We start from the raw sequence: 26744 nt of genomic DNA, 5'->3' as shown, positions 1-26744 counted from the left end.
TTATTGACTTACAGTGTTTTGTTTTTTTTGTTCCGCTGGATTTCCACTTCGTGTAAAAATCAACGTTTGCAATATCTTTAATTGGCTTTGAAATTCGAACTCCCCAAATAATGCCCCTTTTTTTTCAAAAAACTTTTGTTTGCAAATGCTATAATCTAAATATAACAGTTTGTATCTAAATGGGTAAGCTTGTTTTTTTATTCGACTCCCGGCAGTAGCTACCATCCTTTCTAAAGTATTTTGAGAGTTCGTTTTTACATATTTCGTAATAAAGAGTTTATATCATACATAAACAAAGATTTTGATTCGATAGCTATAGCAAATGCTCCGACTGGTAATGGCAACATAATTTAAGATAGCAATTAGTAAATTTTGGTTTAGATGTCTACATTTGAGAATAACAAAAATATTTAATTATGCGGCTCTTATACCTTTGGATTCTTGACTATAGAAAGATTAAACAGCAAGGATTCAGTTTCAGTTCTGATCTTAACTTTACTATTACCCCGAAGCCTAATGACAATGGATATTGGTTCGATATCGATATTACATTAAATGAAGATTACCAGGATATTTTTGAAGGAGCATCCATTAGTGTAACTGGAATAGTTGGAAAAAATGGATCTGGAAAATCGACGTTAATGCATTGTATAAAAATGTTGTATGGTCGTCTGCCACGCTTAACGTGTCCATTAATCTTTTCCTTTTTAGATCCAGAATCAAAAGTCGTTTCTACCTATTTTTATCAAAAAGGAGGTGTAGAGGAAATGATGGCGCTACCAGTAACTTTAAAAACGACAAATCAGGCCTCCGGTAAATATAAATTTGAAAACCCCAGGCCCTATAATATTAACCGTATGGCTGATGATCATGGCCGTGTTAACGGACTTAATTTCGAGTTTAAAAACATGGCTTGTGGTTATGTTACCAATAGTTTTGAGAGGCATCCTGAAAGCATTTATCATGGGATTCAGAATTATTCTACCACGTTCTTACTTGATAAGTATTTAAATAAACAGGTTACCAAGCTTGAAAACAAAGCAATTCAAAAACCAGCTAAAATTGACAAAAAGATATTACTTTATCATTCCCATTTAACTGATTTCTATAATGAGGAGCTACAAAGTAATGTTCGCTTTTTAGCCGCACCAGCTAATGCTGTATTGATTCATAAGCTAAATCTTCCAGAAAAAATGACCATTAGCTTTAACTTTGATGATTACGATTATCTTATTGACAACGACGGGCAGCATAGCTTATATTTTAATAATGCTGGACTGGCCGCGTTTCACAAAAAAGCGACCAATCAGTTGTATGTTGATTTGGATAAAAAAAGAGCCTTTGTAGACATACTTTATTTATGTGCATTCTATCATTCGATCCGTCATAATATCCTAAAAGATGAGAATTTTAAAGGCCGAGATGCGGTTAAGGATGCACTTAAAGACTTGGTTGAGAATGCAGAGGAGGTTTTTCCTGAGATTCGAAAATTCATGGATGGACTACAGATAAAGCAGGATGACGAGCAGGTGGAGATTGTTCATCAGATTTTAGGTAAAAAATTACAGAATGCCCTTGATAAGGCTACCATGATTGATGATAATCTCTATTTAAAAGATTTGCAAAGTTTTGTATTTAAAATAGATTATAATCTTTTAGGTCTTATATTCAATGTATTTCAATTAAAACATACGGAAGATATCATTTTCTTAAATTACAGTTGGGGCTACGATGGCCTGAGTGCTGGCGAAGAGGCTCAACTAAATTTCTTTTCCCGCTTGCATGAAATAAAGAGGGCAGTAAAAGATAAACCTTTGATGCTACTGATTGATGAAGGGGAATTGTATTTTCACCCCCAATGGCAAAAATTCTTTTTGACCTGGCTGTTAGATTGTGTAAAAATTATGTTTGCAAAGAATCAGGTTCAAATTATATTAACAACACATTCACCTTTTATAGTTTCTGATCTTCCTAAACAGAATTTAGTTTTTCTTCGAAAAGATGACTCTGGCAATTGTGGCCTGCCAAGCGATGAAATTCAAACAGAAACACTTGGAGCAAACATTCACGAATTGTTTACCAATTCATTTTTCTTACAGGATGGGTTGATGGGTGAACATGCAAGGGAGTATATCCAGGGATTGATTAAGGAGATTAAAAAGACAAGAAAAATTACGAGAGAAAAATATCATAAAGTTTATAAAAACAAAGTTAACCTAATTGGTGAGCAGTTTTTAAAGACCAAGATACTTGAACTGGTAGCTTCTAAAGCTGATTTTAATCTTATAGATGAAATTATTGAATCGCGTTCTACCGAACTCGATATGTTAAAGAGCATTAGAAACCAGAAGAAAAATGATCAAAATTGAACATCTGGCGTTAAAAGATATCGCTAATACGTATTATAAGGCTATAATACCTAAGATTAACACTCGTATTGAATTCGTAGAGATTGCGCTTGATTATTTTACTCAAAAAATTAATTTTCAGGAGGTAATAGATTCACCCGTAAATGGTAATACTAAAAATTCAATCTTATCTTTCTTTTTAACGCTAAAAATAAAGAGAGCATCCGATCATAACTTAGCAATACCTGCAAATGTTGAACCTTGGATTACTGCCAATCCTCAGAAACTCTATGATATTTTAGCCTTTTTAAAGGATGAGGGTAACCTTAAAGAACTTATTTTGGTGGAACCGCTGGAAGCCTATGATAAGGATTTAGCTTTGCAGGCATACTTTAACATTAATAAGCAAGATGATGATTTAACTATTTTCAAATTCCTTAATATCATTCTTGATTACGATTTGTTTGGTGCTTTTTCTTATGACATTTCGACCAAGCTTGGCTTAAATGCTTGCCCATATTGTAACAGGGTTTACATTAATACGGTGATGAAGGAAGGTGGGCAACAGATTATCCGTCCAACTTATGATCATTTTTTCTCACAGTCTAAACACCCGTTTCTTCCGCTGAACTTTTATAACCTGATCCCGTCTTGTTATTATTGTAACTGTACTTTAAAGAATGCAACTACAATAATGCATGATACTCACTTACATCCTTACTTAGATGGATTTGGTTCTGATGCGCTTTTTAGAATTGTGATCTCAGATTTATATCCGAATATTAGTGATTCTAGGAATTACAAAGTGGTTTTACAGGACGCGATGTCAAATTTTAATCCCAAAAGGAGAAAAATTTTTGGAAGTGCTTCAACTGAGGGTAATAACAATCTCTTCAAGATTGAGGATGTCTACAATGCACACACCGATATTGTTGGTGAATTGGTACACAAAGCCGATGTCTACAGCAGAGGTCAGGCAAATTCATTGAAAAAACTATTTGGCACCTTAAGCACTAATAAGTCTGAATTTTACCAGTTCTATTTTGGGAATTATTACCATGAACATGATTATAATAAAAGACCCATGGCAAAACTCACAAAAGACGTATTAGGGCAAGTTATTCCTGAATTTTTTAAATAGCCTCTAAAGGCTATTTAATTATTATTTAGGGTTAATTTCGAATGAACCACTAGTCTTAGAATTGCCAATTAAAAACTTAAGTCTTCGTGGTGGGTTTGTGATTTCACTTTGTATAGCCAAAATTGTTTCTGGGAAATTGTCTATTACAAGTTGTAGATCCTGGCTGTCCGGAATTTTCACCAAAATATCATTTCCATCTTCACCAATATTCCATTCTGGGAAATCTTGTTTGATCAGTAATTCGATCCATTCTTTTTGAAATACGTTCATATCGCCAATTTATAAATAATTAAGAATTCTTAATCATGGAAACTTCTTTTATTTTAGCTAATATAAAACAATATGAAGCTTAAAATTGAAGGATGGATTGAAGTTGGGCTTTTTCCGGATAATGCCAAACATTTATTAAGAAACGCAGTGCTTTGCTATAAAGCAGATGCCTTTAATGAAGGATTATTGATGTCATATCTTGGCTTTCTTGTTATTATTAAAAACCGAATTATGACGGCCAATAAACCAGGTCTTTTCATACAGCAAAACTGGGATAAACTATTAAGGAGATTGCACATGAGGATAAATGGTTTCAGTACTTATTAGTTATTATCAATGATCAATTGCCAAATAAAGTATACTATCTTATTGACAATGTTTAATAAATGCCAAGTTTAAGTAGAAAATGATTATAATTCATTAAAAAAACTAAGCCGGAAACCATGCCCAATAAATATTTCAAACCGCACGAAGCCTTTAACCTCAATCCCCATCCATATGATATAGGTGTTTTCACGGGGTTGAAAAATGGATTCGAGGATAATCTTTTCATCAAAAAACTATTTACATTACCCGAACTGGAATATCGGGCATTTTATCAATATCACCTTGTTTATTTTCTAGGAAAAAAGTCAGATGGTGAAGAGGAATTTTTCACTTTTGTCTGGCAGATTGTGCTAAGGCGTATTAATTTTATTGAGCGTAAAAACCCCTTTAATTCAAGCCATGCGCTGGATATGGAGATACTAGATAAGCTTACAACTTTCCAAAAGTATCTTCGCTCCATTGACCAGTGGCATACCCAAAAGACCCTCCCTGAAATTATCGCCGATCAGCACGAAGTAATCAGGAAGCAACAATCGGAAATTGCCAAATTAAAAAATGATCTAAGTACTGCAAAAAAGCTGGAAACCAAACAATATATTGATATTCCTAAAGGTCATCTGTTGACCCTTTATGACATTTTTAACCAATTGATTGATCTCAAAATCAAGGAAGAGAAGCTGATGCTTACAAAATTTCCGATTGTATGGGTCAAGATGATATGTAAGTATTTTCGGGTAGATAAAGAGGAGCTGGACATGGAACGGGTACGCAGTTATTTTTCAAAAGACAGGGAAAATTCTAGCGGGAGAACCCGCCTTGTTCCAATGGATCAGAAGATTTTTGAGATAAAACCTAAAAAAAGATAGGAAAAAAGCATTCATAGATGATCGTAAATCTTTTATACTTTAAAATCGTATCAATTTGATATTAAGTTTATTGCGATTGAATACCAACTTAATTTAAACATCCTCAAGTTACCATAAAAATCTTTATGGTACAGGTAAGCCATTTCCATAGCATTCTTTTGTCCCAAAACAAAGGCTATGGAGATTATCAATGAACAAGCCCTTAGCCAGTGCATCCGGGATGCATTGCGGGCAGAATTACAAGAGCATTTTAAAACGGGCGGCAGTTCCAGGCAGGAACAGGAAGAACGCCTATTGTCCAAACAGGAACTAGCAGGCGAATTAGGCGTTTCTCTGGTTACTCTTTCCGAATGGATGAAAAAGGGGCTGCCCTTTTTACGCCTGCACAGGCGTGTGTATTTCAAAAAAAGCGAAGTGCTTAAAATCATGCAACAAGACATTACAGATTAATTTAAGGAGGGAATTATTATGCACGTGGAGATCATCACTAAGGAAGATTTAAAACAGTTAAAGACTGAAATGCTGGCCGAGATCAGGCAGCTCATTAAACCGGAAGACAGGCAAAGTAAACAATGGCTAAAAAGCGCCGAAGTGCGCAAGCTGCTGAACATCTCACCGGGAACCCTGCAAAACCTGCGCATTAACGGTACGCTACGATTTACAAAGATTGGAGGCATGATGTATTACAAACTGGAAGACATTACCAGGTTACTAGAGGGAGGTAACCAATGACAGAAACAGGCATCCATAACAAGACGGCGGACTACAGCAAACTGATCAGGCGCATGGCGGCAGACAGCCGGATGTTGGCCACCCATGTCAGCCTGTTTGCCGCACTTTTTGTCTGCTGGCATCATGGCGGATTTGCCAGTCCCTTTGCCGTTACCCGCAAAAAGCTGATGGCCTATAGCCGGATTGCATCAATTGCCACATACCACAAATGCATCAAAGAACTAGATGCATTTGGTTACATACGCTACCAGCCATCTTACCACCCGATCAGGGGCAGCCTGGTTTACTGGCCACCCGGTTGATTAGGGCAGCAGATCAAAAAAAGGAGCCGGGAAATCCCGGCGAAGTTTGAGTCCTGACGCCCCTTACAGGAGCCATCAGGGCATGGAAACCGCTAAGATTTGCCGAAGCTTTTAGCACGTCAAACTTATGCGCTTTGTAGGGAGCGAGTTAATGTTTTTCCTATACAAAAACCCGGATTCACCCTAAAGGGATGCCCCGGACTCGCTCCCGTTGGTCGGTTAAAAAAAGGAATTAAGAAAGGATCTACCACAGATTTTGAAAGGAAAATAGCGGATGAAAACAGCGACAGCCAATAGTGAACTAAAGAAAAAAAGGGTACCTGGCAGACCTAAAAAAAAGATCAGCCGTAGTGATCTGCTCATGATCCGGTTAACCCCTACAGAAAAACAACTGATAGGGCAACGGGCGAAAAATGCAGGGCTGAAACCAAGTGAATGGTTCCGCAGAGCGGCAAAGAGTGCCAGGGTTTTCCCCCGCTTTACCCCCGAGGAAAGCGGATGGTTCAGGATGTTAGCAGGAATGGCGAATAACCTCAACCAGTTGACCCACCTTGCCCATGTGGAAGGCTTGCCTACGCTGGCTTTAAAATGCCAGGCGCTGATCAGGCAGATCGAAGAATTATTAACCAAACTCAACAGCCATGATCGGTAAACCAATTACAGGAAGAAGCTTCGGGGGCTGTATCCGCTACATCGTGGATAAGCCCGAAGCAAAAATTCTTTTTGCCGAGGGTGTAAGGATGCAGAACGCCACCACGCTAACCAATGATTTTAACCTGCAAAGAAAAATGAGGCCGGAAATGGGCAAGGCGGTTAGGCATCTGGTTTTAAGTTGGAGTAGGGAAGACCTGCCCAAACTGACCGATAAGGTCATGTTGGAACATGCCAAAGAGTATATGCAGAAGATGGGTGTTTTTTGTTTCCTGAAGCTTACGGTACAATTCCCTGCTTTCTAGTAGACTTGTGTATTCACGTACTGCCTTTAAAATACTTTTCTGCACATCCTGCCATTTTAGCTTTCCGTCTATCAGTTTTACTGGAACATTAAAGTCGATATCGTTATGGTACATTAGAGACGACTTAGCAGTGTTAGGGTCGACATTTGGGTATTTCTGGCAGTAGTAATCCAATATTTCATTCAAAGGCATTTCCATTAACAGGTAATGCATATCGATAAAATCCTTGATCCTTTGCCCGCTATTTACAATTGCATTGATCTTCATGGCCGATATGTCCTGATTGGACATCATCCTTATGCCTTCAATGGTTTCTATTGGTCTGATAGATGGATACTTGTGCGAGATAAAATCAAAATCAACTTCGCCAATACTACCACTTACATAGTTGCCCTTGTGGCGTTTTACATCTGCGCCATAGCTGTTCCTTAAGTGTACGGCGAGTCCATCACCATCAAAATCCGAAGAGCTGAAAAGGTCGATATCTATGGATTCCCTGTGTCCGATCCTTAAAGATAGTGCGGTACCACCTACAAGGTAAAAGGAATTGAGCTGATGGTCTTGCATCAGTGTCTGGATTAGATCCAGTGTCCCTGGTGTAACTGTTTCTTTGTGTAACATCTGAGTTTTTCTTTTTCCAACTGAAAATATTTACAAACGGCCTCCATGGTCATATCAGAAAGATAGGTGATGTCTTCTTTGAGGGCTCGGATTACGTTTTCTCTACCATAAAACCTGATCATCTCCTCCCAATCCATTGTATTGCCTTTATCAAGCACCCGTTCGATAACCGTTTTGTAACTCCTGCTCCAGTCCAGTTTCTCGAAATCAAAGTCCCAGAACAGTACCTTTGGAAGGTCTGGTCTTCTGACCTTTTGTATCAGTGGATGTCTTTCAATTTTGATTTCATCGTTTTCGAATGGAACCTTTTTTTTCGAAAGATAGTTGTTCAATGTATGATAGTTATAGGTTGGGTAGCTGTCGCAAAATCCCTTGAGGCTTGAAAACACATCGATATCTGTACTGGCAAATCTTTTCCAGTGCACAACGATTACTCTTTTGTTCAATTCCTTTAACATCATACAAATCTAATCAAAACAGGAATTAATGCCTAATATTTTTAAATATTTGTCAGTTGGCTGTGATTATTAAATTTATTGATTTATATCATAGCTAACTTTTTCTTTAGCACTGCCATGTCTTCGCTTACCTTGATATCCAAAATCTTAGCATAATGCTGTGTAGTCCTGATATTGGTGTGTCCAAGCATTTTTGAAACGCTCTCTATTGGTACACCGTTCAACAGGGTAACCGTGGTCGCAAAAGTATGGCGGGCAATGTGTGAGGTAAGTTTTTTCTCAATTCCGCACAGGTCAGCAATTTCTTTAAGGTATTCGTTCATCTTTTGGTTGCTGGGAACAGGAAGAAGCAAGCCTTTATTAAGGCAAACTTTGTTGGTTGCGTACCTGTCGACAATCTCAACGGCTGTTGACAGTAGCGGAACCGACGATCTTGTTTTGGTTTTCTGCCTATTGGTAAAGATCCATCGGTCGCCATCAATTCCCTTTCTGATATTCTCCTGTTTCAGTTTGAAGACATCGACATAAGCCAAACCAGTAAAACAGCAGAAGATAAAAACATCTCTTACCTGCTTCAATCTCTCAGATAAAAACTCTTTTCCCGCGATATGAGCCAATTCCTCTTTGTTCAGATAAAAGCGGTCAACATTCTTCGTTTTGCCTTTATAAGCTGTAAATGGTGATTTATCTATCCATTCATTCTCCATACAGATGCGAAGGATTTTCCCGAGGTTTTTGATGTTTTTTACCACATAATTATTCGCGCAGTTCTTATCAGACCTTAGGTAATGATCAAATCCGTTGAGAAATGCTTGGTCGATAGTTCTAATGTCCATATCGGCTACACCATATTTCAAAGGGATAAAAACCTTAAGGTGTCTTTCCAAAACTTTATAACGGTTCAATGTGCCACGCACATAATCTTTACCTACAAGCTGTTCCATCTTTAAATTATGATCGGCAACCGCTTCCAATAGGGTATGTGAATTAATAAGCGTACCTAGATAACTTGATTTGATGGTATCGGCGGTAATCGGCAAACCCATATCGAAAACACGTTGATGGGCATAATAGACTGCATTCTGCAATTGGTCAAGATGGGTGTTCAACACCTTGATCTCTTCTTTTGAGCCGATGGCTCGGCCGCCCTTGGCATTCCATCTTTTGGGATCGCAGTCCCGATTGGTGGCCATCTCTGCACGATTTCCCTCTACGGTAATCCTCATGTAGATAGGCACATTTCCACTCACATAGTTCTTTTGCTTTTTCAGATAGAAAAGCAGGCTAAAATTGGTCTTCATAATCTAACGATTAAAGGTGAAACAAATATAGCTTTGCAACTAAATCTACACAAGATGTTCAGTTTATAACAACCTGTTCAATAGATGGTTATATACCATTCGGTGAGTCAATTTAACCGTTTTGCCTTACTCACCGAATCACTCACCAAAGTTTTGTGAATTCATGCGATTTTTGGCAATTCCCTAAAAGCAAAAACCCTGCTAATCGTGCGATTGCAGGGTTTTATACGTTTTGATAGTCTTTGGTGTGATCCCGCTGGGATTCGAACCCAGGACCACTACATTAAAAGTGTAATGCTCTACCAGCTGAGCTACGGAATCATTTCCTTTTGTTTAAGGAGGTGCAAATATAGAGATAAATCCTTTCTTTGCAAATGTTTTTATAAAATGTTTTTGGTCTTTAGCGTTAAAATTAGGTGATATATTTGTAATCCCTTGATTTTAAAAATGCTAAGTCAGAAAATATTTTTTTCCTTTTTAAATAAAAATTATCAAATAGCAAAATGACGGTTAATAAAACTGAAATTTCTTATTTAGCTCCTTTGGGTATAAAGTTCAAAAACGACTGAAACTGCGCTTTATGTTTATTTTTATCGAGCTTAAAGTAGAAAGCACCACGTCTGGAACTCGATTTATCTTTTTCATTTTGTTTGATAAGCAAACCACTGGCCGTTATTTTACGGATAAAGTTGCGGTTATCAATTGGGGCATCGTAAACCTGTTCATATAAAGCCTGCAATTGTGGTATGGTAAAACGTTTTGGTAATAACTCAAACAAAACAGGGTGGAGGGCAGCCTGGTAGCGGATTTTATCCATCGCTGCTTTAACCATATCGTTATGATCAAAAATCAGTTCTGGTACCTCTTTAACCTTAAACCATTCGGCATGATATTGATCATTAATCTGCTTGCTGTATTTATTAATATCAATCAGGGCAAAATATACTACCGATACCGTACGTTCAATCGGATCGCGGTCGGGACTACCGTAAGCGTGCAGCTGCTCTAAATATACGTCATGCAGGCCGGTAAGCTCCAGGAGGATCCGTTTCGCGGCGCCATCCAGATTTTCATTTTCGCCGATAAAACCGCCCATCAAACTCCACTGATCTTTTATTGGCTCGATGGCCCGTTTAATAACCAAAAGTTTCAATTGCTCACCGTCGTAACCAAAAATAATGCAGTCAACAGCGACCAGTACAGGTTTTTGATTTAAATATTTTCCCATGTTTAAAAAAGCAGATTTAATTTAGTATCGTTGTAATCGTTAATATAGCCCAAAATATTTGGATAACCGTCAAATTCTTTAAGAGTGTGCGTAGTGGTTAATACAAGGCATTGCATGCCTGCGTTCAAAGCTGATTCTACACCCTTAGGGGCATCTTCAAAAACCAGGCAATCGGCCGGTGCAACACCAAGTGCAGCTGCAGCGTTTAAAAAGGTTTCCGGATCGGGTTTACTCAGTTGCACATCGTCTGCACTTACAATTGCTTCCAGGTAATGGCGGATGTTTAAACCATCTACCACGAAATCAATATTAAAAGGAATAGCTGCCGAGCCAATGGCCATCGGAATCTTTGCAGCCTTAGAGCGCTCCAAAAAGTTGTCCAACCCAGCAATTAAAGACAAATGCGGTAAATAACCTGCCTGGTAGCGCTTTTCCTTATCTACTGAAAGACGTTCTATTTCTTCAGGACTGAATTTATCTTTACCAAAAACGCGCTCCAGCACTTCGTGATTTTTACCATACATTTCTTTTTTCACACTTGCATAATCCAGGTCTGCACCTAAATCTTCGGTCATGATACCGTACCAGGCCAGGGTATGATACTCCATGTCGTCGATCATGGTTCCGTTTAAATCGAAGAGAAAAGCTTTAGGGCTGAAATTTAAATCGCGCATATGCTTGCTAAATTATGTGATTTTTTTTTGATGTAAGGAATGAGGATCAATATTAACAGAAATAATATGATAATCGTTAACCTGACGTTAATTATTTTTTACTACTTTAGCTGGAACCAAAAATAAATCTATATGAAAGCATCAGGAGTTTTGCTAAGTAAAAATCACGATCGCTTCATCAACTTAAAAAAATAATAACTGATGAAAAAACCATTTCTTAAGGCATTACCACTGGCTACCTTATGTTTAGCCCTTGCTTTTAACGCCTGTAACCCTAAAGCCGATAAAGGTGCAACAAGCAGCACACAGCAAGACTCATTAAAATACAACACCACCATTGATGGTAAAGCAGTTAAACTTTATACGTTGAAAAACAAACAGGGAGCTTCGGTATCGATTACCAATTACGGTGGAAGGATAGTTTCATTGCTGGTGCCCGATAAAAGCAATAAACTAACGGATGTAGTGCTGGGCTATGATAGTGTAGGTGCTTACCGTAAAAAAGGCGAACCGTTTTTTGGCGCCCTGATTGGCCGCTACGGAAACCGTATTGGCAAAGGCAAATTTACTTTAGAAGGAAAAGAATACCAGCTGCAGCTTAACGATGGGGTTAATACCTTACATGGTGGTACTGATGGCTTTTTTGGCAAAGTATGGGATGCCAAACAACTGGATAGCACAAAACTGGAGTTGACCTATGTTTCTAATGACGGTGAAGCAGGTTATCCTGGCAAATTGGATGTTAAGGTGATTTATACTTTAACTGACGACAATTCACTGCAAATTGATTATGAAGCCACTACAGATAAAACAACTATTGTAAATCTAACCAATCACGCTTATTTTAACTTAAACGGCGAAGGTGACAGTACAATTTTGGATCACGAACTGATGATTGATGCCAACACTTATACGCCGGTCGACTCAACATTAATCCCGACTGGAAAATTACAACCTGTTGCAGGTACTGCTTTCGATTTTAATAAAGCAAAATTGATTGGCAAACAGATTGGCGATAAGGATGAACAGTTGAAATTTGGTAAAGGTTACGACCATAACTTTGCTTTAACCCATCATGATGGTAAAACACCTGTTGCTGTAGTTAAAAGCCCAAAAACAGGTATTGTTTTATCCGTTATTACTACCGAGCCAGGCCTACAATTTTATAGTGGCAATTTCTTAACAGGCGCTGATAAAGATGGTAAAGGTGGTAAATCTTACCCGCACCGTTCGGCTTTCTGTTTAGAAACACAACATTTCCCAGATGCACCAAACCATCCTAATTTTGCTTCAACCGTACTTAAACCGGGCGAAACCTATAAAACCAGTACAACTTATAAGTTCTCGAAATAAGGTTATTGTTTAAGGATTTATTGTATGATAGACCTCGCAGGATTTTAAAATCTGTGAGGTCTTTTTTTATTATCTATCAGTATTATACCGACCGAAACACATCGCGGTAGCCAATGAAATAAACAGAGGTGTTTTGAGACAATGATCACTAACGCTTAGCTACCTAAGCATTAAGGTAATTGACTAACAAAATGCTATTAGTTATTAGTTATTAGTTATACAACAACAATTAAATGAGAGAATCTACAGAGAAAGATTTCTCGGCTGCGTTGCACTCCGCTCAAAATGACGACCTCGGGAGGTACTTATTTATTCACCTATCGGTTAGTGTCACACCAACCGAAACACATTGAGAGCCAATAAAGATAAATAAATGACGTTTATACTTCCAATAACCTTTCAGGGAATTGAGAGATTTTTTCTATCGTAAGTTGCTGCATAATCTGGTATAAATGGGTTTTAAACATATTGATCGTATGTTCACCGCCTTCATCACCTAAAGCGCCAACGCCATACATAAACGGACGGCCCATAAAGTTGAATTCAGAACCTACCGCATGTGCCCTGGCTAAATCAACCCCCGAACGGATTCCGCCATCCAGCATGATCTTCAGTTTTGACTTATAGGCATCATTTCCGGCGAGTTTAATTAAAGAGTTGATCGATGATTCACCCGCATCAATCTGTCTTCCACCATGATTGGAAACAATTACCCCATCAACACCAATTTGAATAGCAGCCTGCATATCTTCATCGGTGGCTATGCCTTTTAATACCAATGGTCCTTTCCAGATTTCGCGGATGGCCGAAACCTTTTCGATGTCGACTTTACCGGTAAACGTTCGGTTCATAAACTGTCCCAGTTGCGACATATCCATTCCTTTTTCCATGTATGGTTTCAAGGTCGCAAAAGAGGGGATGCCATGCTGCAGTGTTTTAATGCCCCACAACGGTCTTGCGAAAGCCTGTAAAATATTACTTGCCGACATTTTTGGCGGTATGGAAAGACCACTTTTAATTTCTTTATACCTTAAACCGAAAGCAGGAACATCTACCAGCACCACTAAAACCGGACATTCGACCGCCTTTAAACGTGATAAAATATCGTCTCTTAATTTATTTTCTGTAGGATGATAGAGCTGAAACCAGGCTTTTCCTTCCGAAACCTCTGCAATGCGTTCGATACTACTCGTTGATACCGTACTCAAAGTATACGGAATATCGGCTTTAGCGGCAGCCCTAGCTAAAATTTCAGGTGCATTCGGCCACATTAAACCTTGTAAACCGATAGGTGAAATACCAAAAGGCGTGCTGTATTTACGTCCAAAAAGCTCGACCGACATATCAATATCTCCACCAACACGTAAATAATTTGGTTTAAGGTAAATATTATCGAAGTCGCTCTCGTTTCTCGATAAATTAAGTCCCTCATTACAACCACCCTCCAGGTAATCAAAAGCAAATTTAGGGATTCTTGATTTTGCTTTTTTTCTTAAATCGGCTACAGAAGGGAATTGAGGATTATAGGGGAATGTAATCTTTTTACTCATAATTAAATATGGTGTTGGTCAGATGGTGTTTTAAAAAATGAAAACTAATGTTTTGTATGATATTTTCCATCCTGCACTATCTGCTATTTTGTATCGATCGGTTTTGGATATCATTAATTATTTGTTTACACCAGTAAGGAATAATTAGAATTACACCATAAAATATGATATCCTAATACAGTGCTTTGTAATGAGGTTGAATTACACTCTTTTCAAAAGCATCCAAGCAGGCGAGGTTCGTCATGCTGAACTTGTTTCAGCATCTTTCATGCTTATTTCCTATTTACTAAATTTAATAGTTCCTGAAACAAGTTCAGGATGACGGCAATTATAAGAATCAAGCATATTAAACCCGATAAAAAGCTTTCGCATTATCGGAAAAGATTAGTCTCCTTTCCGCAACGGTAAATCTTTCTGTGTATTTATTGACCAGATTAAACCACTCCTGGTAAGGCCTGCTAATCAGCATGACCGGCCAATCGCTACCATACATGACGCGTTCAGGGCCAAACGCTTCAAATATTACATCAAAGCAATTGAATAGTTCTTTTTCCGTCCAGTTTTGCCAATCAGCTTCGGCTAAAAGGCCTGATACTTTACATTGTACATGTGGATTTGCAGCCAAAGTGTTGATGTTTGCTGTCCACTTCTTTAAATCCTGACTTTTTACATCCGGTTTGCCGCAATGGTCTAGTACAAATGGCTGATCGGGAATTTGATCAACCAGCTGTATAATGGCTTCCAATTGATTGTGGTAGCATAACAAATCGTACGTATAGTTGTATTTTTTTAACTGCTTAACGCCAGCAATAAAAACAGGATTCAGGATAAAATCACGGTTCTCGGCCTGCAATACATGTCGCCAGCCTTTAATGGTCTTATAATTTTGCCAGTAGCTTAAACGCTCATCCAGATGGGGATTAAGCAAATCAACCCAGCCCACAATACCTTTTATAATTTCATGCTGCGCTGCCAGTTTCAGGAGAAAATGGTTTTCTTCTTCCGACTGGCTCGCCTGTACGGCAATACATCCCTTAATATTTAACTCACTATAAATATCCAAAATATTTTCGGGAGCAAAATCCTTGCGGATGATTTTCATATCGTCGTTAATCCAGTTATCTCTAACCGGATCGAAATTCCAAAAATGTACGTGGGTATCAATCATTTTATAATGGTATTACAATTTAAATATCTGGTCCATCAAGATCCATTTTTCGCCAGGTTTAGCCCCTGGTAAAGAAGAATGGAATTTCCACATCAGGGTTTCCCATTCCTGTACCTTCGGATTAGCCAGATCGGCTGTATCTTTGGCTTCGAATGAAAAGCTTTCATTTACCTTCATAATCATAAACAGGCGGTTACCTGTGAGGTATATTTCCGTGTTTTCGATTCCGGAAGAGCTGATACTTTCTTTAATTTCTGGCCAAACCGACTGATGATATTGCTTGTATTCTTCGATAAGCTTTGGATCATCAACCAGATCAAGTGCCAGGCAATATCTATTCATATTAATTTTCAGCGTAAGCTTTAACTATTTGTTTGCTGGTTCCTAAACCGTCAATACCCAGCTCTACCACATCACCAGGTTTTAAATACCAGGGCGCTGGTTTTTGCCCTAAACCTACACCAGCGGGTGTACCTGTGGTAATCACATCTCCCGGTAAAAGGGTCATAAACTGGCTGATGTATGAAACCATAAAGGGTATGTTAAAAATCAGGTTTGAGGTATTGCCATCCTGTAACGTTTTGCCGTTAACAGTTAACCAAAGGCGTAGATTATGTACATCTGCAATTTCATCTTGTGTGGCAATAAATGGCCCGATTGGCGCAAAAGTATCGGCACTTTTTCCCTTAACCCACTGTCCATTACGTTCTATCTGGAATTCGCGCTCGCTATAATCATTATGCAATACATAACCTGCAATATGATCCAAAGCATTTTCTTCGGTTACGTAACTGGCTTTTTTGCCAATAACAATAGCTAGTTCCACTTCCCAATCGGTTTTTTTACTATTTTTAGGAATAATCAGATCATCATTCGGGCCGACAATAGCTGATGTAGCTTTGAAGAACAAAATGGGCTCGGTTGGAATAGGCGCATTGGTTTCGGCGGCATGATCTTTATAGTTTAAGCCTACACAGACAATTTTGGATGGGCGGGTCAAAGCCGGGCCTAAGCGTACGCCTTTATCTATTTGTGGCAAATCAACAGATGCGATAGCTGATTTTAGCTTTTCTAAACCATCTCCACCAAAAAAAGCTTCGTTATAATCGCTCACCAATGCAGATACATCAAAGTAATTATCACCAATAATTACGCCCGGTTTTTCTGCTCCTGCTTCGCCAAATCTTATTAATTTCATGTTAAGAATTTATATTTTGTATTTAAAAATAATATTAATTGTTCAAGGTTGTAAATCCACCGTCAATCGGGTAATCACAACCGGTAATAAACGCAGCTTCGTCGCTACATAGATATAAAGCAAGTGCACCAATTTCTTCAGGTTTAGCCATACGGCCAATCGGTTGGGTTTTGGATAATTTTTCGAACATTTCAGGAATGTGATCCGGATAGTTTTTCTGCAAAAAACCATCTACAAAGGGCGTATGTACTCTTGCCGGAGAAATAGAATTACACCTGATATTTTCGCCGATATAGTCTTTGGCTACACTCATGGTCATGGCTTTTACCGCACCTTTCGCGGTACTGTAAGCAAAACGGTCTGGCAAGCCTACTAAGGCGGCAATAGAGGCCATATTGATGATTACGCCTCCGCCAGCCGAGCGGATTTGTGGAATAGCAGCATATAGGCAATTGTAAACCCCTTTAACATTTACCCGCATTACCCGGTCGAAATCACTTTCTTCAGTAGTATCGGCTTTGCCAATATGCGCAATGCCCGCGTTATTGACTAAAATATGAATACTTCCAATCTGCTCAAAAACAGTTTTTACCGCCTGGTGATCTGAAACATCGCATGCATAACTAAAAGCCATTTTACCGGCTGCTTCAATTTCATCGAGTGTATCTTTTGCTTGTGCAATCCCCAGTTCAATGATGTGAACTTCGGCATCCTGCTTAGCCAATATAGTTGCTATAGCCCTGCCAATTCCACTTCCGCCTCCTGTAACTACCGCTTTTTTATTTTTGAGTGAAAACATGTGTATGATAAATGATTAGATTACAAATAAAATAAATATTCTTTACTAAAAATTTTATCTTCTTGCCTAAATATTAACAAATATTGTCATACACCGTTCTGGATAATCCAATCGAAAAGGGCAGCTTAAAATAAATATTTCACTACTGTTGAGTATGGAAAATTAAATTTTAGCCATAAATTAACCCAATGACGTCATACTGATCCGATAGCTAGCTATCGGATTTATTTCAGCATCTATAAAATGAGCATATTCATTTAAAGATCCTGATACACCCGTCCGACTGGCCTGGCGGAAGTTCAGGATGACGATTGCATAAGAATAATAAAATCGTCCGCGTTTGTAACGCGGATGAACGGGAACAGCGATTTGATCGCGGCAAAGAAATTCAGAGTATAATTGCTAAAAAAAAGCCGATAATTTAGATCATTATCGGCTTTTTATAATTTAAGGTTTGTTTAGCTTAGCCTTTATAAAATACCTCATTCCAATGCAATTCATTCCTGAATTGATTGATTTTAGTATCGGCGCCAATGTTGATGTATTCCAAACCGGCAATATTGGCAAAATCTGATAAGTGCTCGGTAGTTAAGTTTTGACTATAAGCGGTGTGGTGTGCTCCGCCGGCATAAATCCATGCTGCACAACCCGTTTTCATATCCGGAAGTGGCTTCCAAAGCACACGTGCTACCGGTAGGTTAGGGAGGTCATTTTCCGCTTCAACAGCTTTAACTTCATTTACCAGCAAACGGAAGCGGTTACCCATATCAATTAACGAAGCATTAAGCGCATCGCCACCACCTACGTTAAATACCAAACGAGCCGGATCGGCCTTACCACCAATGCCAAGCGGGTGTACTTCTAAACTTGCTTTTCCTGAAGCTAAACTGGCATCAACCTCCAGCATGTGCGAACCCAATACCATTGCATTTGCCGGATCGAAATGATACGTATAATCTTCCATAAATGCATTTCCACCTGGTAAACCAGCGCCCATTACCTTACATGCACGTACCAAAGCTGCAGTTTTCCAGTCGCCCTCACCGGCAAAACCGTAACCATCCGCCATCAAACGCTGCGCTGCAATACCTGGCAACTGAATCATTCCATGTAAATCTTCAAAGGTATCAGAGAAACCTTTAAAGCCGCCATCAACCAAAAACTTACGTAATCCCAACTCAATTTTAGCTGCATCGTAAACCGATTGATGTCTTGCGCCACCAGCTTTCAAATCATCAGCCATTTCATAAGTAGCTTCATACTCATTTAACAAAGCCTGAATAGCTTCCTCATCAATTCCATTAATCACGGCTACTAAATCGCCAATACCATAAGTATTTACAGAAAAACCGAATTTCATTTCTGCTTCCACTTTATCGCCATCGGTAACGGCTACAAAGCGCATGTTATCGCCAAAACGTACAAATTTAGCGCCCTGCCAATCGTTCCATCCGGCCGCAGCCCTGCACCAGGTATCAATTTGTTTGGCTACCTCTTCATCTTGCCAATGCCCAACCACCACTTTACGGTCTTTACGCATACGCGAAACCATAAAGCCAAATTCGCGGTCGCCGTGTGCACTCTGGTTCAGGTTCATAAAATCCATATCAATGGTATTCCAGGGAATATCACGGTTAAATTGGGTATGCAGGTGGAGCAAAGGTTTTTGCAATACATTTAAGCCCCTGATCCACATTTTGGCGGGCGAGAAGGTATGCATCCAGGTCATTACCCCAATACAGTTTTCATCAATATTGGCCTGTTGTAACGTTTCAAAAATTTCCTCTGTTGTTTTTACAATTGGCTTGTAAACCACCGAAACAGAGATATCTTGGTTTTGGTTCAATGAATCAGCCACTTGCTGTGCATGTTCTGCTACTTGTTTTAAGGTTTCTTCACCGTACAAATGTTGTGTGCCGGTAATAAACCAAACCTGTAATTTTTTTAAATCAATCATTATGCTTTATGTTGTTTTTTAAATTTTTGTTTTTACTATCGGTTTTTTCCTAAACACCGAAATATTCTTTTCTTTTTTAGTAAAGTCGGCTCCTGTTTTCATCGGTTAGGATAGTCCTGCTTTGCGTTTTATTCGCCCACCTGCGGTAAGGCTCATGCTCACTCCAATCAGGTTTAGGTTACCCGGGTATACCTTACCATACTAAACCGACAGTAGCGGCAGCTCCCGATTTAAGCAATTTTTTGTATTTAATTTAGGGTGTGCCTGCTTGTTTCGAGGGTTTCATCGGACTACAGCGTATGGCAGGGACGTCGTTACCCGCGCACCACTGCAATGGTTTTTCAAATGCTCACCACTACAAACTAAAGAATCCAAACTCACTACTGCTGTCCGTAATAAGCTCCGGCACCATGCTTACGCTCATAATGTTTCTCAATTAACGAATCTTTCAACTTAGGTGCCTGTGGATTAATTTGTTGGGTTAACAAAGCCATTTGTGCCACGGCCTCTAGCACTGCACTATTGTAAACTGCTTTTTCGGCCGTTTTGCCCCAGGTAAAAGGTGCATGGTTGCCTACTAAAATCATTTCTACTTCTTTATGGCTTAAGCCCAGACTTTCAAAATGATTCATAATCTGGAAACCCGTTTCATATTCGTAATTGCCCTTAATCATGGCATCGTCCATTGGCGGCGCACATGGAATATCTACCGTTAAGTGGTCGGCATGGGTGGTACCAAAAATTGGGATGGCTTTTTGTGCCTGTGCCCATGCGGTACCGTAAGTAGAGTGGGTATGCACTACGCCACCAATATCTTCCCAGTGTTTGTACAAAACCGCATGGGTCTTTGTATCTGAAGAGGGGCGAAGTGTACCTTCAACCGTATTCCCGTCAAAATCTACAATCACCATTTTGTCAGGTGTTAAATCTTCATAAGGTACACCACTGGGTTTAATCGCAAATACGCCTTTTGAGCGGTCTGCAGCACTTACATTACCGAATGTAAACAGTACCAGGCCCAATTTGGGCAGCTGCATATTGGCTTCGTAAGCCTGTTGCTTTATATCCTGATAGTTGCTCATGATAAATAAGGTTTAACGTCTTTTTTGCTGTATTTCTCCAAATAACGGCCAAGGCCTAAATATTGCTGGTAATGCTGGCGGTAAAGCTTTTGCTTTTTTGCGTTAGGTTTGTATTCTTTTTCAAAACCAGTACCCATGGCTTGCATGGCAGCCTCAATATTGGGGTAGATGCCGGCTGCTACTGCGGCAAACATGGCCGCACCCAAAGCGCAGGTATGTTCAAAACGGTGAATACGGATAGGCATTTCGAGTACATCGGCCATCATTTGCATAATGTAAGCTGATTTTTTAGCCACACCACCAATGCCAATAATACCTTTTACAGGTACGCCCTGTTCTTTAAAACGATCTACAATGGCTTTGGCACCAAAACAGGTTGCTGCTGCCAATGCGCGGAAAAACCGCGGAGCATCGGTACCTAAGCCCAAACCGGTAATGGCACCTTTTAGTTCCTGGTTGGCATCTGGTGTTCTTCTGCCGTTTAACCAATCTACAGCCAGTTCTGCATAGTCTTCGTCGTCTAAAGATTCAGCCTGTTTACTTAAATTGGCAATAATCTTAGCTTCCAGCTCTTCTTTTAGCGCAATCGCCGTAGCTTCATCAATCAATGCAGATTCAGTTAGCAAATGGTTTAATGGCCAGCTGATTAAATTTTTAAACCAGGCGTATACATCGCCAAAAGCAGATTGACCTGCCTCTAAACCTGCCATACCCGGAATTACAGAACCGTTAACCTGTCCACAGATCCCGTTAATCAATTTACCATCCAAATCCTGGTTAGGTGCCACTAAGATATCGCAGGTACTGGTACCCATTACCTTACTTAAATAATAAGGTTCAATTTGTCCGCCAACTGCGCCCATGTGTGCATCAAAAGCGCCTACACCAATTACTACATCGGTACTTAAGCCCAGTTTGTTTGCCCACTCTTCGCATAAGTTGCCTGCGGCAACATCAGAAGTGTCGGTATCATTAAATAATTTATCTCTGAAACCAGCCAAAAGCGGATCCAGACTGCTAAAGAAATCTTCTGGTGGCAGGCCGTTAAATTCTTCGGCCCATAAGGCTTTGTGTCCGGCAGCGCAACGACTTCTTTTCATCGTTGTCACATCCTTGCCTCCACAAAGTAAAAACGGCACCCAATCACAATGCTCTACCCAAGACTGCGCACTATTCCGAACAGACTGATCTATCCTTAAGGTACGTAATAGCTTTGCCCAAAACCATTCAGACGAATAAATTCCGCCCACATACTTTAAATAATTGGTTTTGAACTGGGTAGCATGCCCGTTAATTTCTGCCGCTTCTTTAACTGCTGTATGGTCTTTCCAAAGCACAAACATGGCATTTGGGTTTTCTTCAAAACCAGGTGTTAAGGCCAGGGGAGTGCCTGTGGCATCAACTGCAACTGGGCTGGAACCGGTGGTATCAACTGAAATACCTCTTACCAGAGATGCAATTTCTGCACCGCCGGCTTTGGCTAAACAATCTTTTATGGTATGTTCTAAACCTTCAACATAATCTAAGGGATGCTGACGGAACTGGTTAACAGCGGGTTTACAATATAAACCTTTCTGCCATCTCGGATAAAGAAAAACAGAGGCCGAAATTTCTTTTCCATCTGCGGTATCGACTAGAACAGACCGGACAGAATCAGTCCCATAATCTACTCCAATTACATAGTTTGCTTTGCTCATAACAATAAATAAATGTCTAATTAACGTTTATTTATTTGAATTAAAAAATTTAATTATTCTTTTAATTAAAAACATCAATTTTTACCTAAACGGGAGTACGATTAATTATAGAATTCCAGCGCTATTAATTTAGGCATTTTTTAAAGATTACTCCTTTTTTGGAATAGGATAGCGAATTTATAAGCATTGAAAACTGTCTAAAAATGGTCGCTGCGTTTCTCTTGCCGTGAGAAGCGGGATATTACCTTGCATTCTGCCGTTATGAGCATGCAGATTGACGATTCCTTTTGACAGATATCTAATCTCAATGCAAACATTTATAGTAAAAAAATCAGACCTTTTACTGCTGTAAGTAACCAGAGGAATGAGCATCATTTTAATTCAAGGACTTCCTGAATTCGAGCGGCGAAATATCAGTTTTAGCTTTAAATAATTTACTAAAAGATTGAGAATGCTCAAAACCTAATTCATAAGCGATTTCACTCACGGAAAGTTCAGTTGTAGAGAGTCTTTCTTTGGCTTTTTCTATGAGCTTTTCGTGGATGTGCTGTTGGGTAGTTTGTCCGGTTAACGTTCTCAAAAGACTCCGCATGTAGTATTGCGACATATTGAATTTTTCGGAAAGAAAACGAACACTTGGCAAGCCATGTTCTTTGAGATTATTTCCTTCAAAATAATCTTTGAGCAGTATTTCCAGTCGTTCTAAAAATTGATGATGCGATTTGCGACGCGTAATAAACTGTCGCTGATAAAACCGCTCTGAATAATTCAAAAGTGTTTCCAGCTGAGAAATAATAATGTTCTGACTGAATTGATCAATGTTGGTTTGGTATTCCTGTTTGATATTATCAGTGATCTGCTGAATTTTTATCTCTTCCTCCTCCGATAAAAATAGGGCTTCATTAACGGAATAATCAAAAAATTCATATTTCTTGATCGCGCCCGCCAATGGGGTATTCCATAGAAAATCCGGATGGATCATCATCATCCATCCGGACGGATTTTTGCCATTCTCTTCCCGTATCACACTTAGTATCTGATGTGGTGCCATACAGAACATTACACCTTCATCAAAATCATAATCCTGCTGTCCGTACCTATATTTATGATCCATATCTCTTTTGACAGAAATCATATAAAAATCAAACATCAAACGCTGCTTCACACTTTCCCGGGCCGGCGCCATATCTTCAAAATTAATCACACTGATGAGCGGATGTTTGGGCTTTGGGAGGCCACGTAAAGTATGGAATTGAGAGATGGTTTTTATTCTTATTGGCGAATCAGACATCAGTTTAATATTTAATCAAATTTAATGAATTTAAAAGGTACAGGCTATTTTACCTCCTGGAAATAAACACCACTTTGCAAATCTTCCATCAAAGTTGGGTATTGAGGAGTCCAGCCTAAAGCTGCCCGAGTTGCTTCACTTGAAGTCCGGTTATCAAGTTTTGCAAAATGTGCAAACCAGCCGAAATGTGCTGCTGCTTCATCATTTGTTAAGGAAACAATTGGGAGCTGCAATTTTTCGGCGATAAAAGCTGCAATTTCTTTAAACGGAATTCCCTGTTCGGCAACTGCATGATATCTTATTCCGCTTATAAAAGGTTTTTCCAGGGCTAACCGGTACAATTTAGCTGCATCCAGAACATTAACAGCCGGCCAAAAATTACGACCATCATTAATCATTGCAGCCTTTCCTTTCGCTTTTGCAATATTAATGGAGGTTGGAACAAAACCAATTACATCTCCCTTACCATGAACGGAGGGTGAGAGTCTTATCACGGCAACTTTTACACCTTTTGCGGCTACAGCATCAGCTGCATTTTCTGTTGCGATTCGGGGATAAGGATTGTTTACAGAAAGATCTTTTTCAGTTGTAATTCCGTTTTTTGAAAAAAGTGCAGTTCCCGACGTGATGAGAAACGGTTTATCTGTTCCCATTAAAGCTTCACCTATGGCTTCAATCACTTTTCCATCAAGTTTACACATTTCTTCAAATTTTGTAAAATCATGGACAAACCCTAAATGAATCACTGCATCCGAGGCGATAGCGCCTGATTTTAAACCCTCAAAATCGTTTAAATCTCCACGCAGTGCTTCTGCCCCGGCTGCAAGCAATTTTTTTTCTGATTCTTCCGAGCGGGCCAAACCCAAAACCTGGTGCCCGTTGGCTAATAATTCCTGTACTACGGCGGTTCCTACGAAACCTGTAGCACCTGTAACAAATACTTTCATCTTGATATCATTTAATGAAACAAAGTTCAGGTTTGGTTTCTGCACGCTTGTAGCCGAAAAGTAGTTTCTTGTAGCCGAAAGTGATTTACTGTCTATATTGATCGTGAAGCATTTAACTGGTACTAATCCTTTTTAGCGATAGGATATAGAAATTTAAAAGCATTGGAAACCGCCTGATGCATGATTGTGCCATGGTTTTCTTGTGGTAAATAGTCGAAATACACTTTTACATTTTTAAAACCTTTGATCTTTTCGGCCAGCAAATTTGCATCAACTTCCATTACCCGAGGTACTTCGGTTGGTGTTAAACCTTCTTTCCCAACCGCAATATAAACCTTAGTCTGCTGATTAAAATTACTTCCGTTGATTTTTGATTCCTGGTTTAACAAGGAGCCATTGTCCCACCATATACTAGGGCTAATGATGATGTACTGATTAAAAAGTATAGGTTTTTTAATTAAAATTTCAGCAGCAAGCAAACCTCCTAAAGATTGACCAATAATGGTTTTATTGGAATTCGTTTTATACTTTGACTGGATATAAGGTTCAAGTTCTTTTTCGATAAAAGAAATAAATTGATCAGAGTGGCCGGTAGTGGGGTAGCTTTTTTGATCGCGCTCAATCGATGTTGGAAAAGTAAAATCTCTTTTACGATCAACTGTAGCAATGCCTACCACAATTGATTTTGGCACCTGATTTACCCATTCGAAACTGTTAAACTGTACAAGCCCAACGATATGAATAAAATCTTCATCAGCAGAACCATCAAGCAAATAGATTACCGGATATTTTGTGGTGTCGCATTGTTTATAACCTTCGGGAAGATATATGTTCAGGATTCTTTTCTCCGCTAATGCTTTTGATTGGATTTCATCTATGTGGCCTAAAACAAAAGGTTTATTAGTGCTTACCAACTTTTGGTTTGTCATTTGCCCTGAAGCCATTAGTTTACAAAAAATGAGCAATGTAAAGAGCAATATTTTATAGGCGTACAATTTTATTTTCATTAAGAACAATCCGCTTTGTTGATTAGATTTTTTTTGAAAATTAAGAATTTCTTCAGATCTATTCACTCAATTTGGAAAAATATGTGATTGACTTTCGGTTTTGGATTAATTTAGGGTAGGCAAAACATGCTCATTAAGCTGATTTAAGACAGTTAAAAAGTGTGCTGATTTACTTACTAAGCCTATCCATCCCGTTTATTTCAAAGGTATAGTTTGCGGCAGTGTTTTCACCGATGTACAAGAATGGCTGTAGCTGCATGGGGAACTTACCCTGATTTTTATAAAGCTGCAGTTTCGTCTTCCGGTAATCACGACAATACCTTATATCACCGTACCTGGAGAGAAAGTTATCAAAGAATAAATTGGGAATGACAACGTCTCAAAATATTATTTGCTTAGTGGGCCAGCATAAATATTTTTGATATAGCCTCACGTTAACCCGTTGATGAAATACCATAAAGCTGTGGTTCAGAAATCTTTTTTCAACAAACATAAAGCCGATAAAAAAACATCCCTTGTCCATTAATTTTAATCATTCCATTTTGGCTAGCCATAATTTTAGTATATTAGGATAATCAAAAAGGGATGATCATCCAAATCGATCCGTCTGATTAAAAAACTCCAAAAAGAATATTCCCATTCCACCTTCACGCCACATTTACCCCACGTTTAGGCCACCTTCCGGCCAGGTCTGCTTCGTACTTGCTTGCATGCTACTTTACACTTACTTCGGTTGAGTTTTAGCCCTGGTTTAGATCAGATCGGTTGAAGATTTACCTCGCTTTCAATTGGCAGGTAAACAATAACTTAATAAGAGGTAAAGAGAAGGTTAGCCTAAGGTTTAGTGGGTGTATCGCTGTGTCGGAGCAGCCCGGGTAGGGGCAAAAACGACTTTGGGATTTTAGCATAGCGGAATCCTTTTAAACAAAAAATCCTGCAACTTTCGTTGGAGGATTTCTGTGATCCCGCTGGGATTTACACCTCGTGTAAAAATCAACGTTTGCAATATTTTTGAGTGGTTTGAAATCAGAACTCCCCGAATAACGCACCTTTTATTTAATAGAGAATAGCTGCAAATGCTATACATAAATATAGCATTTTATACTAAAAAATGTAAATCTAGATTCAATGATCTTATTTTTTAGATTCGACTCGGACTTGGTGTACGACCCTTCTTTATAGCAGATAGTTTTTTTTGGTTTTCGCCTATTTTTTATATGGCTATACCGCATGGAAACGAAGATTGGTTCGGTCACCAGTAGGGGAACCTACGCCGGGATCGAATCGCTGACTAGAAGATTCTAAATCTTCTAGTCAGCGATTCGGAATTAAGGAATTGATAGCGTACATGTTTATGTCCATAAAATTTGATGGCTCGACCTTAGTAAGTCTGGGTCTACAATACGCCATACGATAAGTACAGCGGCATTTGTGTTTTTAGGGTGAAATCAAATATCTTCGAAGTGTTCTA

At 39.0% G+C, this 26744-nt stretch carries 26 protein-coding genes, 1 tRNA gene and 1 pseudogene; 10 read left to right on the top strand and 18 right to left on the bottom strand.

Features of this window, described 5'->3' with window-relative positions; all coding sequences use genetic code 11:
* Window positions 1–416: 416 nt before the first annotated feature.
* The gene (locus BLR60_RS02380) at window positions 417–2369 is read left to right on the top strand and encodes an AAA family ATPase (RefSeq protein ID WP_090496444.1); all 1953 of its coding nucleotides are present in this window, start codon (window positions 417–419) and stop codon (window positions 2367–2369) included.
* Window positions 2356–3489 carry a hypothetical protein gene (locus tag BLR60_RS02375; RefSeq protein WP_090496443.1) on the top strand — a complete coding sequence of 378 codons (1134 nt, stop codon included), beginning with the start codon at window positions 2356–2358 and terminating at the stop codon, window positions 3487–3489. The genes BLR60_RS02380 and BLR60_RS02375 overlap by 14 nt, the downstream gene beginning before the upstream one ends.
* Window positions 3490–3510: 21 nt before the next feature.
* On the opposite strand, the gene BLR60_RS02370 is transcribed toward BLR60_RS02375, so the two are convergent.
* Window positions 3511–3759: a hypothetical protein gene (locus BLR60_RS02370; RefSeq protein WP_090496442.1), complete on the bottom strand. Its 249-nt coding sequence runs from the start codon at window positions 3757–3759 to the stop codon at window positions 3511–3513.
* 72 nt (window positions 3760–3831) lie between these two features.
* On the opposite strand from BLR60_RS02370, the gene BLR60_RS02365 reads away from it, so the two are divergent.
* From BLR60_RS02365 to BLR60_RS25390, 7 genes and pseudogenes are all read left to right on the top strand, one after another.
* Complete coding sequence (locus BLR60_RS02365; protein WP_090496441.1) at window positions 3832–4086, top strand: hypothetical protein; 255 nt, start codon at window positions 3832–3834, stop codon at window positions 4084–4086.
* Between the two features lie 116 nt (window positions 4087–4202).
* The gene (locus BLR60_RS02360; protein ID WP_090496440.1) at window positions 4203–4952 is read left to right on the top strand and encodes a hypothetical protein; all 750 of its coding nucleotides are present in this window, start codon (window positions 4203–4205) and stop codon (window positions 4950–4952) included.
* Window positions 4953–5129: 177 nt separating this feature from the next.
* Window positions 5130–5402 carry a helix-turn-helix transcriptional regulator gene (locus tag BLR60_RS02355; RefSeq protein ID WP_090496439.1) on the top strand — a complete coding sequence of 91 codons (273 nt, stop codon included), beginning with the start codon at window positions 5130–5132 and terminating at the stop codon, window positions 5400–5402.
* An 18-nt stretch (window positions 5403–5420) separates the two neighbouring features.
* Window positions 5421–5684, top strand: a complete 264-nt coding sequence (locus BLR60_RS02350) for a helix-turn-helix domain-containing protein (protein WP_090496438.1) — start codon at window positions 5421–5423, stop codon at window positions 5682–5684.
* Window positions 5681–5986, top strand: coding sequence for a hypothetical protein (locus BLR60_RS02345; protein WP_090496437.1), 306 nt, complete (start codon window positions 5681–5683; stop codon window positions 5984–5986). Before BLR60_RS02350 ends, BLR60_RS02345 begins: the two co-directional genes overlap by 4 nt.
* Window positions 5987–6260: 274 nt before the next feature.
* A complete protein-coding gene (locus BLR60_RS02340; protein ID WP_090496436.1) occupies window positions 6261–6638 on the top strand; it encodes a plasmid mobilization protein in 378 nt (125 codons plus the stop codon).
* A pseudogene (locus BLR60_RS25390) lies at window positions 6628–6840 on the top strand (relaxase/mobilization nuclease domain-containing protein); the annotation flags it as partial. The gene BLR60_RS02340 and the pseudogene BLR60_RS25390, both read left to right, overlap by 11 nt.
* On the opposite strand, the gene BLR60_RS02335 reads toward BLR60_RS25390, so the two are convergent.
* The 6 genes from BLR60_RS02335 to BLR60_RS02310 all read right to left on the bottom strand — a co-directional run bounded on the left by BLR60_RS02335 (window position 6814) and on the right by BLR60_RS02310 (window position 11224).
* Complete coding sequence (locus BLR60_RS02335) at window positions 6814–7563, bottom strand: nucleotidyl transferase AbiEii/AbiGii toxin family protein (protein WP_090496435.1); 750 nt, start codon at window positions 7561–7563, stop codon at window positions 6814–6816. The pseudogene BLR60_RS25390 and the gene BLR60_RS02335 overlap by 27 nt on opposite strands.
* Complete coding sequence (locus tag BLR60_RS25025) at window positions 7521–8024, bottom strand: DUF6922 domain-containing protein (RefSeq protein ID WP_208600551.1); 504 nt, start codon at window positions 8022–8024, stop codon at window positions 7521–7523. Before BLR60_RS25025 ends, BLR60_RS02335 begins: the two co-directional genes overlap by 43 nt.
* A gap of 80 nt (window positions 8025–8104) precedes the next feature.
* Window positions 8105–9322, bottom strand: a complete 1218-nt coding sequence (locus BLR60_RS02325; RefSeq protein WP_090496434.1) for a site-specific integrase — start codon at window positions 9320–9322, stop codon at window positions 8105–8107.
* 248 nt (window positions 9323–9570) lie between these two features.
* Window positions 9571–9643: transfer RNA gene (locus BLR60_RS02320), tRNA-Lys, on the bottom strand.
* 208 nt (window positions 9644–9851) lie between these two features.
* A complete protein-coding gene (locus BLR60_RS02315) occupies window positions 9852–10550 on the bottom strand; it encodes an NUDIX hydrolase (protein WP_090496433.1) in 699 nt (232 codons plus the stop codon).
* 2 nt (window positions 10551–10552) lie between these two features.
* Window positions 10553–11224 (bottom strand): HAD family hydrolase, encoded by a 672-nt coding sequence (locus BLR60_RS02310; RefSeq protein ID WP_090496432.1) that lies wholly within the window; start codon window positions 11222–11224, stop codon window positions 10553–10555.
* A gap of 201 nt (window positions 11225–11425) precedes the next feature.
* Between BLR60_RS02310 and BLR60_RS02305 the strand changes: the two genes are divergently transcribed.
* Window positions 11426–12577 carry an aldose epimerase family protein gene (locus BLR60_RS02305; protein WP_090496431.1) on the top strand — a complete coding sequence of 384 codons (1152 nt, stop codon included), beginning with the start codon at window positions 11426–11428 and terminating at the stop codon, window positions 12575–12577.
* Between the two features lie 380 nt (window positions 12578–12957).
* Here BLR60_RS02305 and BLR60_RS02300 read toward each other — a convergent pair whose 3' ends face one another.
* The 11 genes from BLR60_RS02300 to BLR60_RS02250 all read right to left on the bottom strand — a co-directional run bounded on the left by BLR60_RS02300 (window position 12958) and on the right by BLR60_RS02250 (window position 25273).
* Entirely contained in the window at window positions 12958–14127 is a 1170-nt protein-coding gene (locus BLR60_RS02300; protein ID WP_090496430.1) for an alpha-hydroxy acid oxidase, read from the bottom strand.
* Between the two features lie 346 nt (window positions 14128–14473).
* Window positions 14474–15295 carry an amidohydrolase family protein gene (locus BLR60_RS02295; protein ID WP_090496429.1) on the bottom strand — a complete coding sequence of 274 codons (822 nt, stop codon included), beginning with the start codon at window positions 15293–15295 and terminating at the stop codon, window positions 14474–14476.
* Window positions 15296–15307: 12 nt separating this feature from the next.
* Window positions 15308–15637, bottom strand: coding sequence for an L-rhamnose mutarotase (locus tag BLR60_RS02290; RefSeq protein WP_090496428.1), 330 nt, complete (start codon window positions 15635–15637; stop codon window positions 15308–15310).
* A gap of 1 nt (window position 15638) precedes the next feature.
* On the bottom strand, window positions 15639–16493 hold the full coding sequence (locus BLR60_RS02285) for a fumarylacetoacetate hydrolase family protein (protein ID WP_090496427.1): 855 nt from the start codon (window positions 16491–16493) through the stop codon (window positions 15639–15641).
* A gap of 34 nt (window positions 16494–16527) precedes the next feature.
* Window positions 16528–17292, bottom strand: a complete 765-nt coding sequence (locus BLR60_RS02280; RefSeq protein WP_090496426.1) for an SDR family NAD(P)-dependent oxidoreductase — start codon at window positions 17290–17292, stop codon at window positions 16528–16530.
* A 463-nt stretch (window positions 17293–17755) separates the two neighbouring features.
* The gene (gene araA / locus BLR60_RS02275; protein ID WP_090496425.1) at window positions 17756–19249 is read right to left on the bottom strand and encodes an L-arabinose isomerase; all 1494 of its coding nucleotides are present in this window, start codon (window positions 19247–19249) and stop codon (window positions 17756–17758) included.
* 380 nt (window positions 19250–19629) lie between these two features.
* Complete coding sequence (locus BLR60_RS02270) at window positions 19630–20331, bottom strand: L-ribulose-5-phosphate 4-epimerase (RefSeq protein WP_090496424.1); 702 nt, start codon at window positions 20329–20331, stop codon at window positions 19630–19632.
* Window positions 20328–22028 (bottom strand): ribulokinase, encoded by a 1701-nt coding sequence (locus BLR60_RS02265; protein ID WP_090496423.1) that lies wholly within the window; start codon window positions 22026–22028, stop codon window positions 20328–20330. The genes BLR60_RS02270 and BLR60_RS02265 overlap by 4 nt, the downstream gene beginning before the upstream one ends.
* Before the next feature lie 376 nt (window positions 22029–22404).
* Entirely contained in the window at window positions 22405–23319 is a 915-nt protein-coding gene (locus tag BLR60_RS02260) for a helix-turn-helix domain-containing protein (protein ID WP_208600550.1), read from the bottom strand.
* 44 nt (window positions 23320–23363) lie between these two features.
* Window positions 23364–24266, bottom strand: a complete 903-nt coding sequence (locus tag BLR60_RS02255) for an SDR family oxidoreductase (protein WP_090496421.1) — start codon at window positions 24264–24266, stop codon at window positions 23364–23366.
* 122 nt (window positions 24267–24388) lie between these two features.
* Window positions 24389–25273 (bottom strand): alpha/beta hydrolase, encoded by an 885-nt coding sequence (locus BLR60_RS02250; protein WP_244155567.1) that lies wholly within the window; start codon window positions 25271–25273, stop codon window positions 24389–24391.
* Between the last annotated feature and the right edge of the window lie 1471 nt (window positions 25274–26744).

This window comes from Pedobacter terrae (genome assembly GCF_900100705.1).
Taxonomy (GTDB): domain Bacteria; phylum Bacteroidota; class Bacteroidia; order Sphingobacteriales; family Sphingobacteriaceae; genus Pedobacter; species Pedobacter terrae.
The sequence above is the reverse complement of the archived record's forward strand: the minus strand, read 5'-3'. Positions and strand labels throughout refer to the sequence as shown.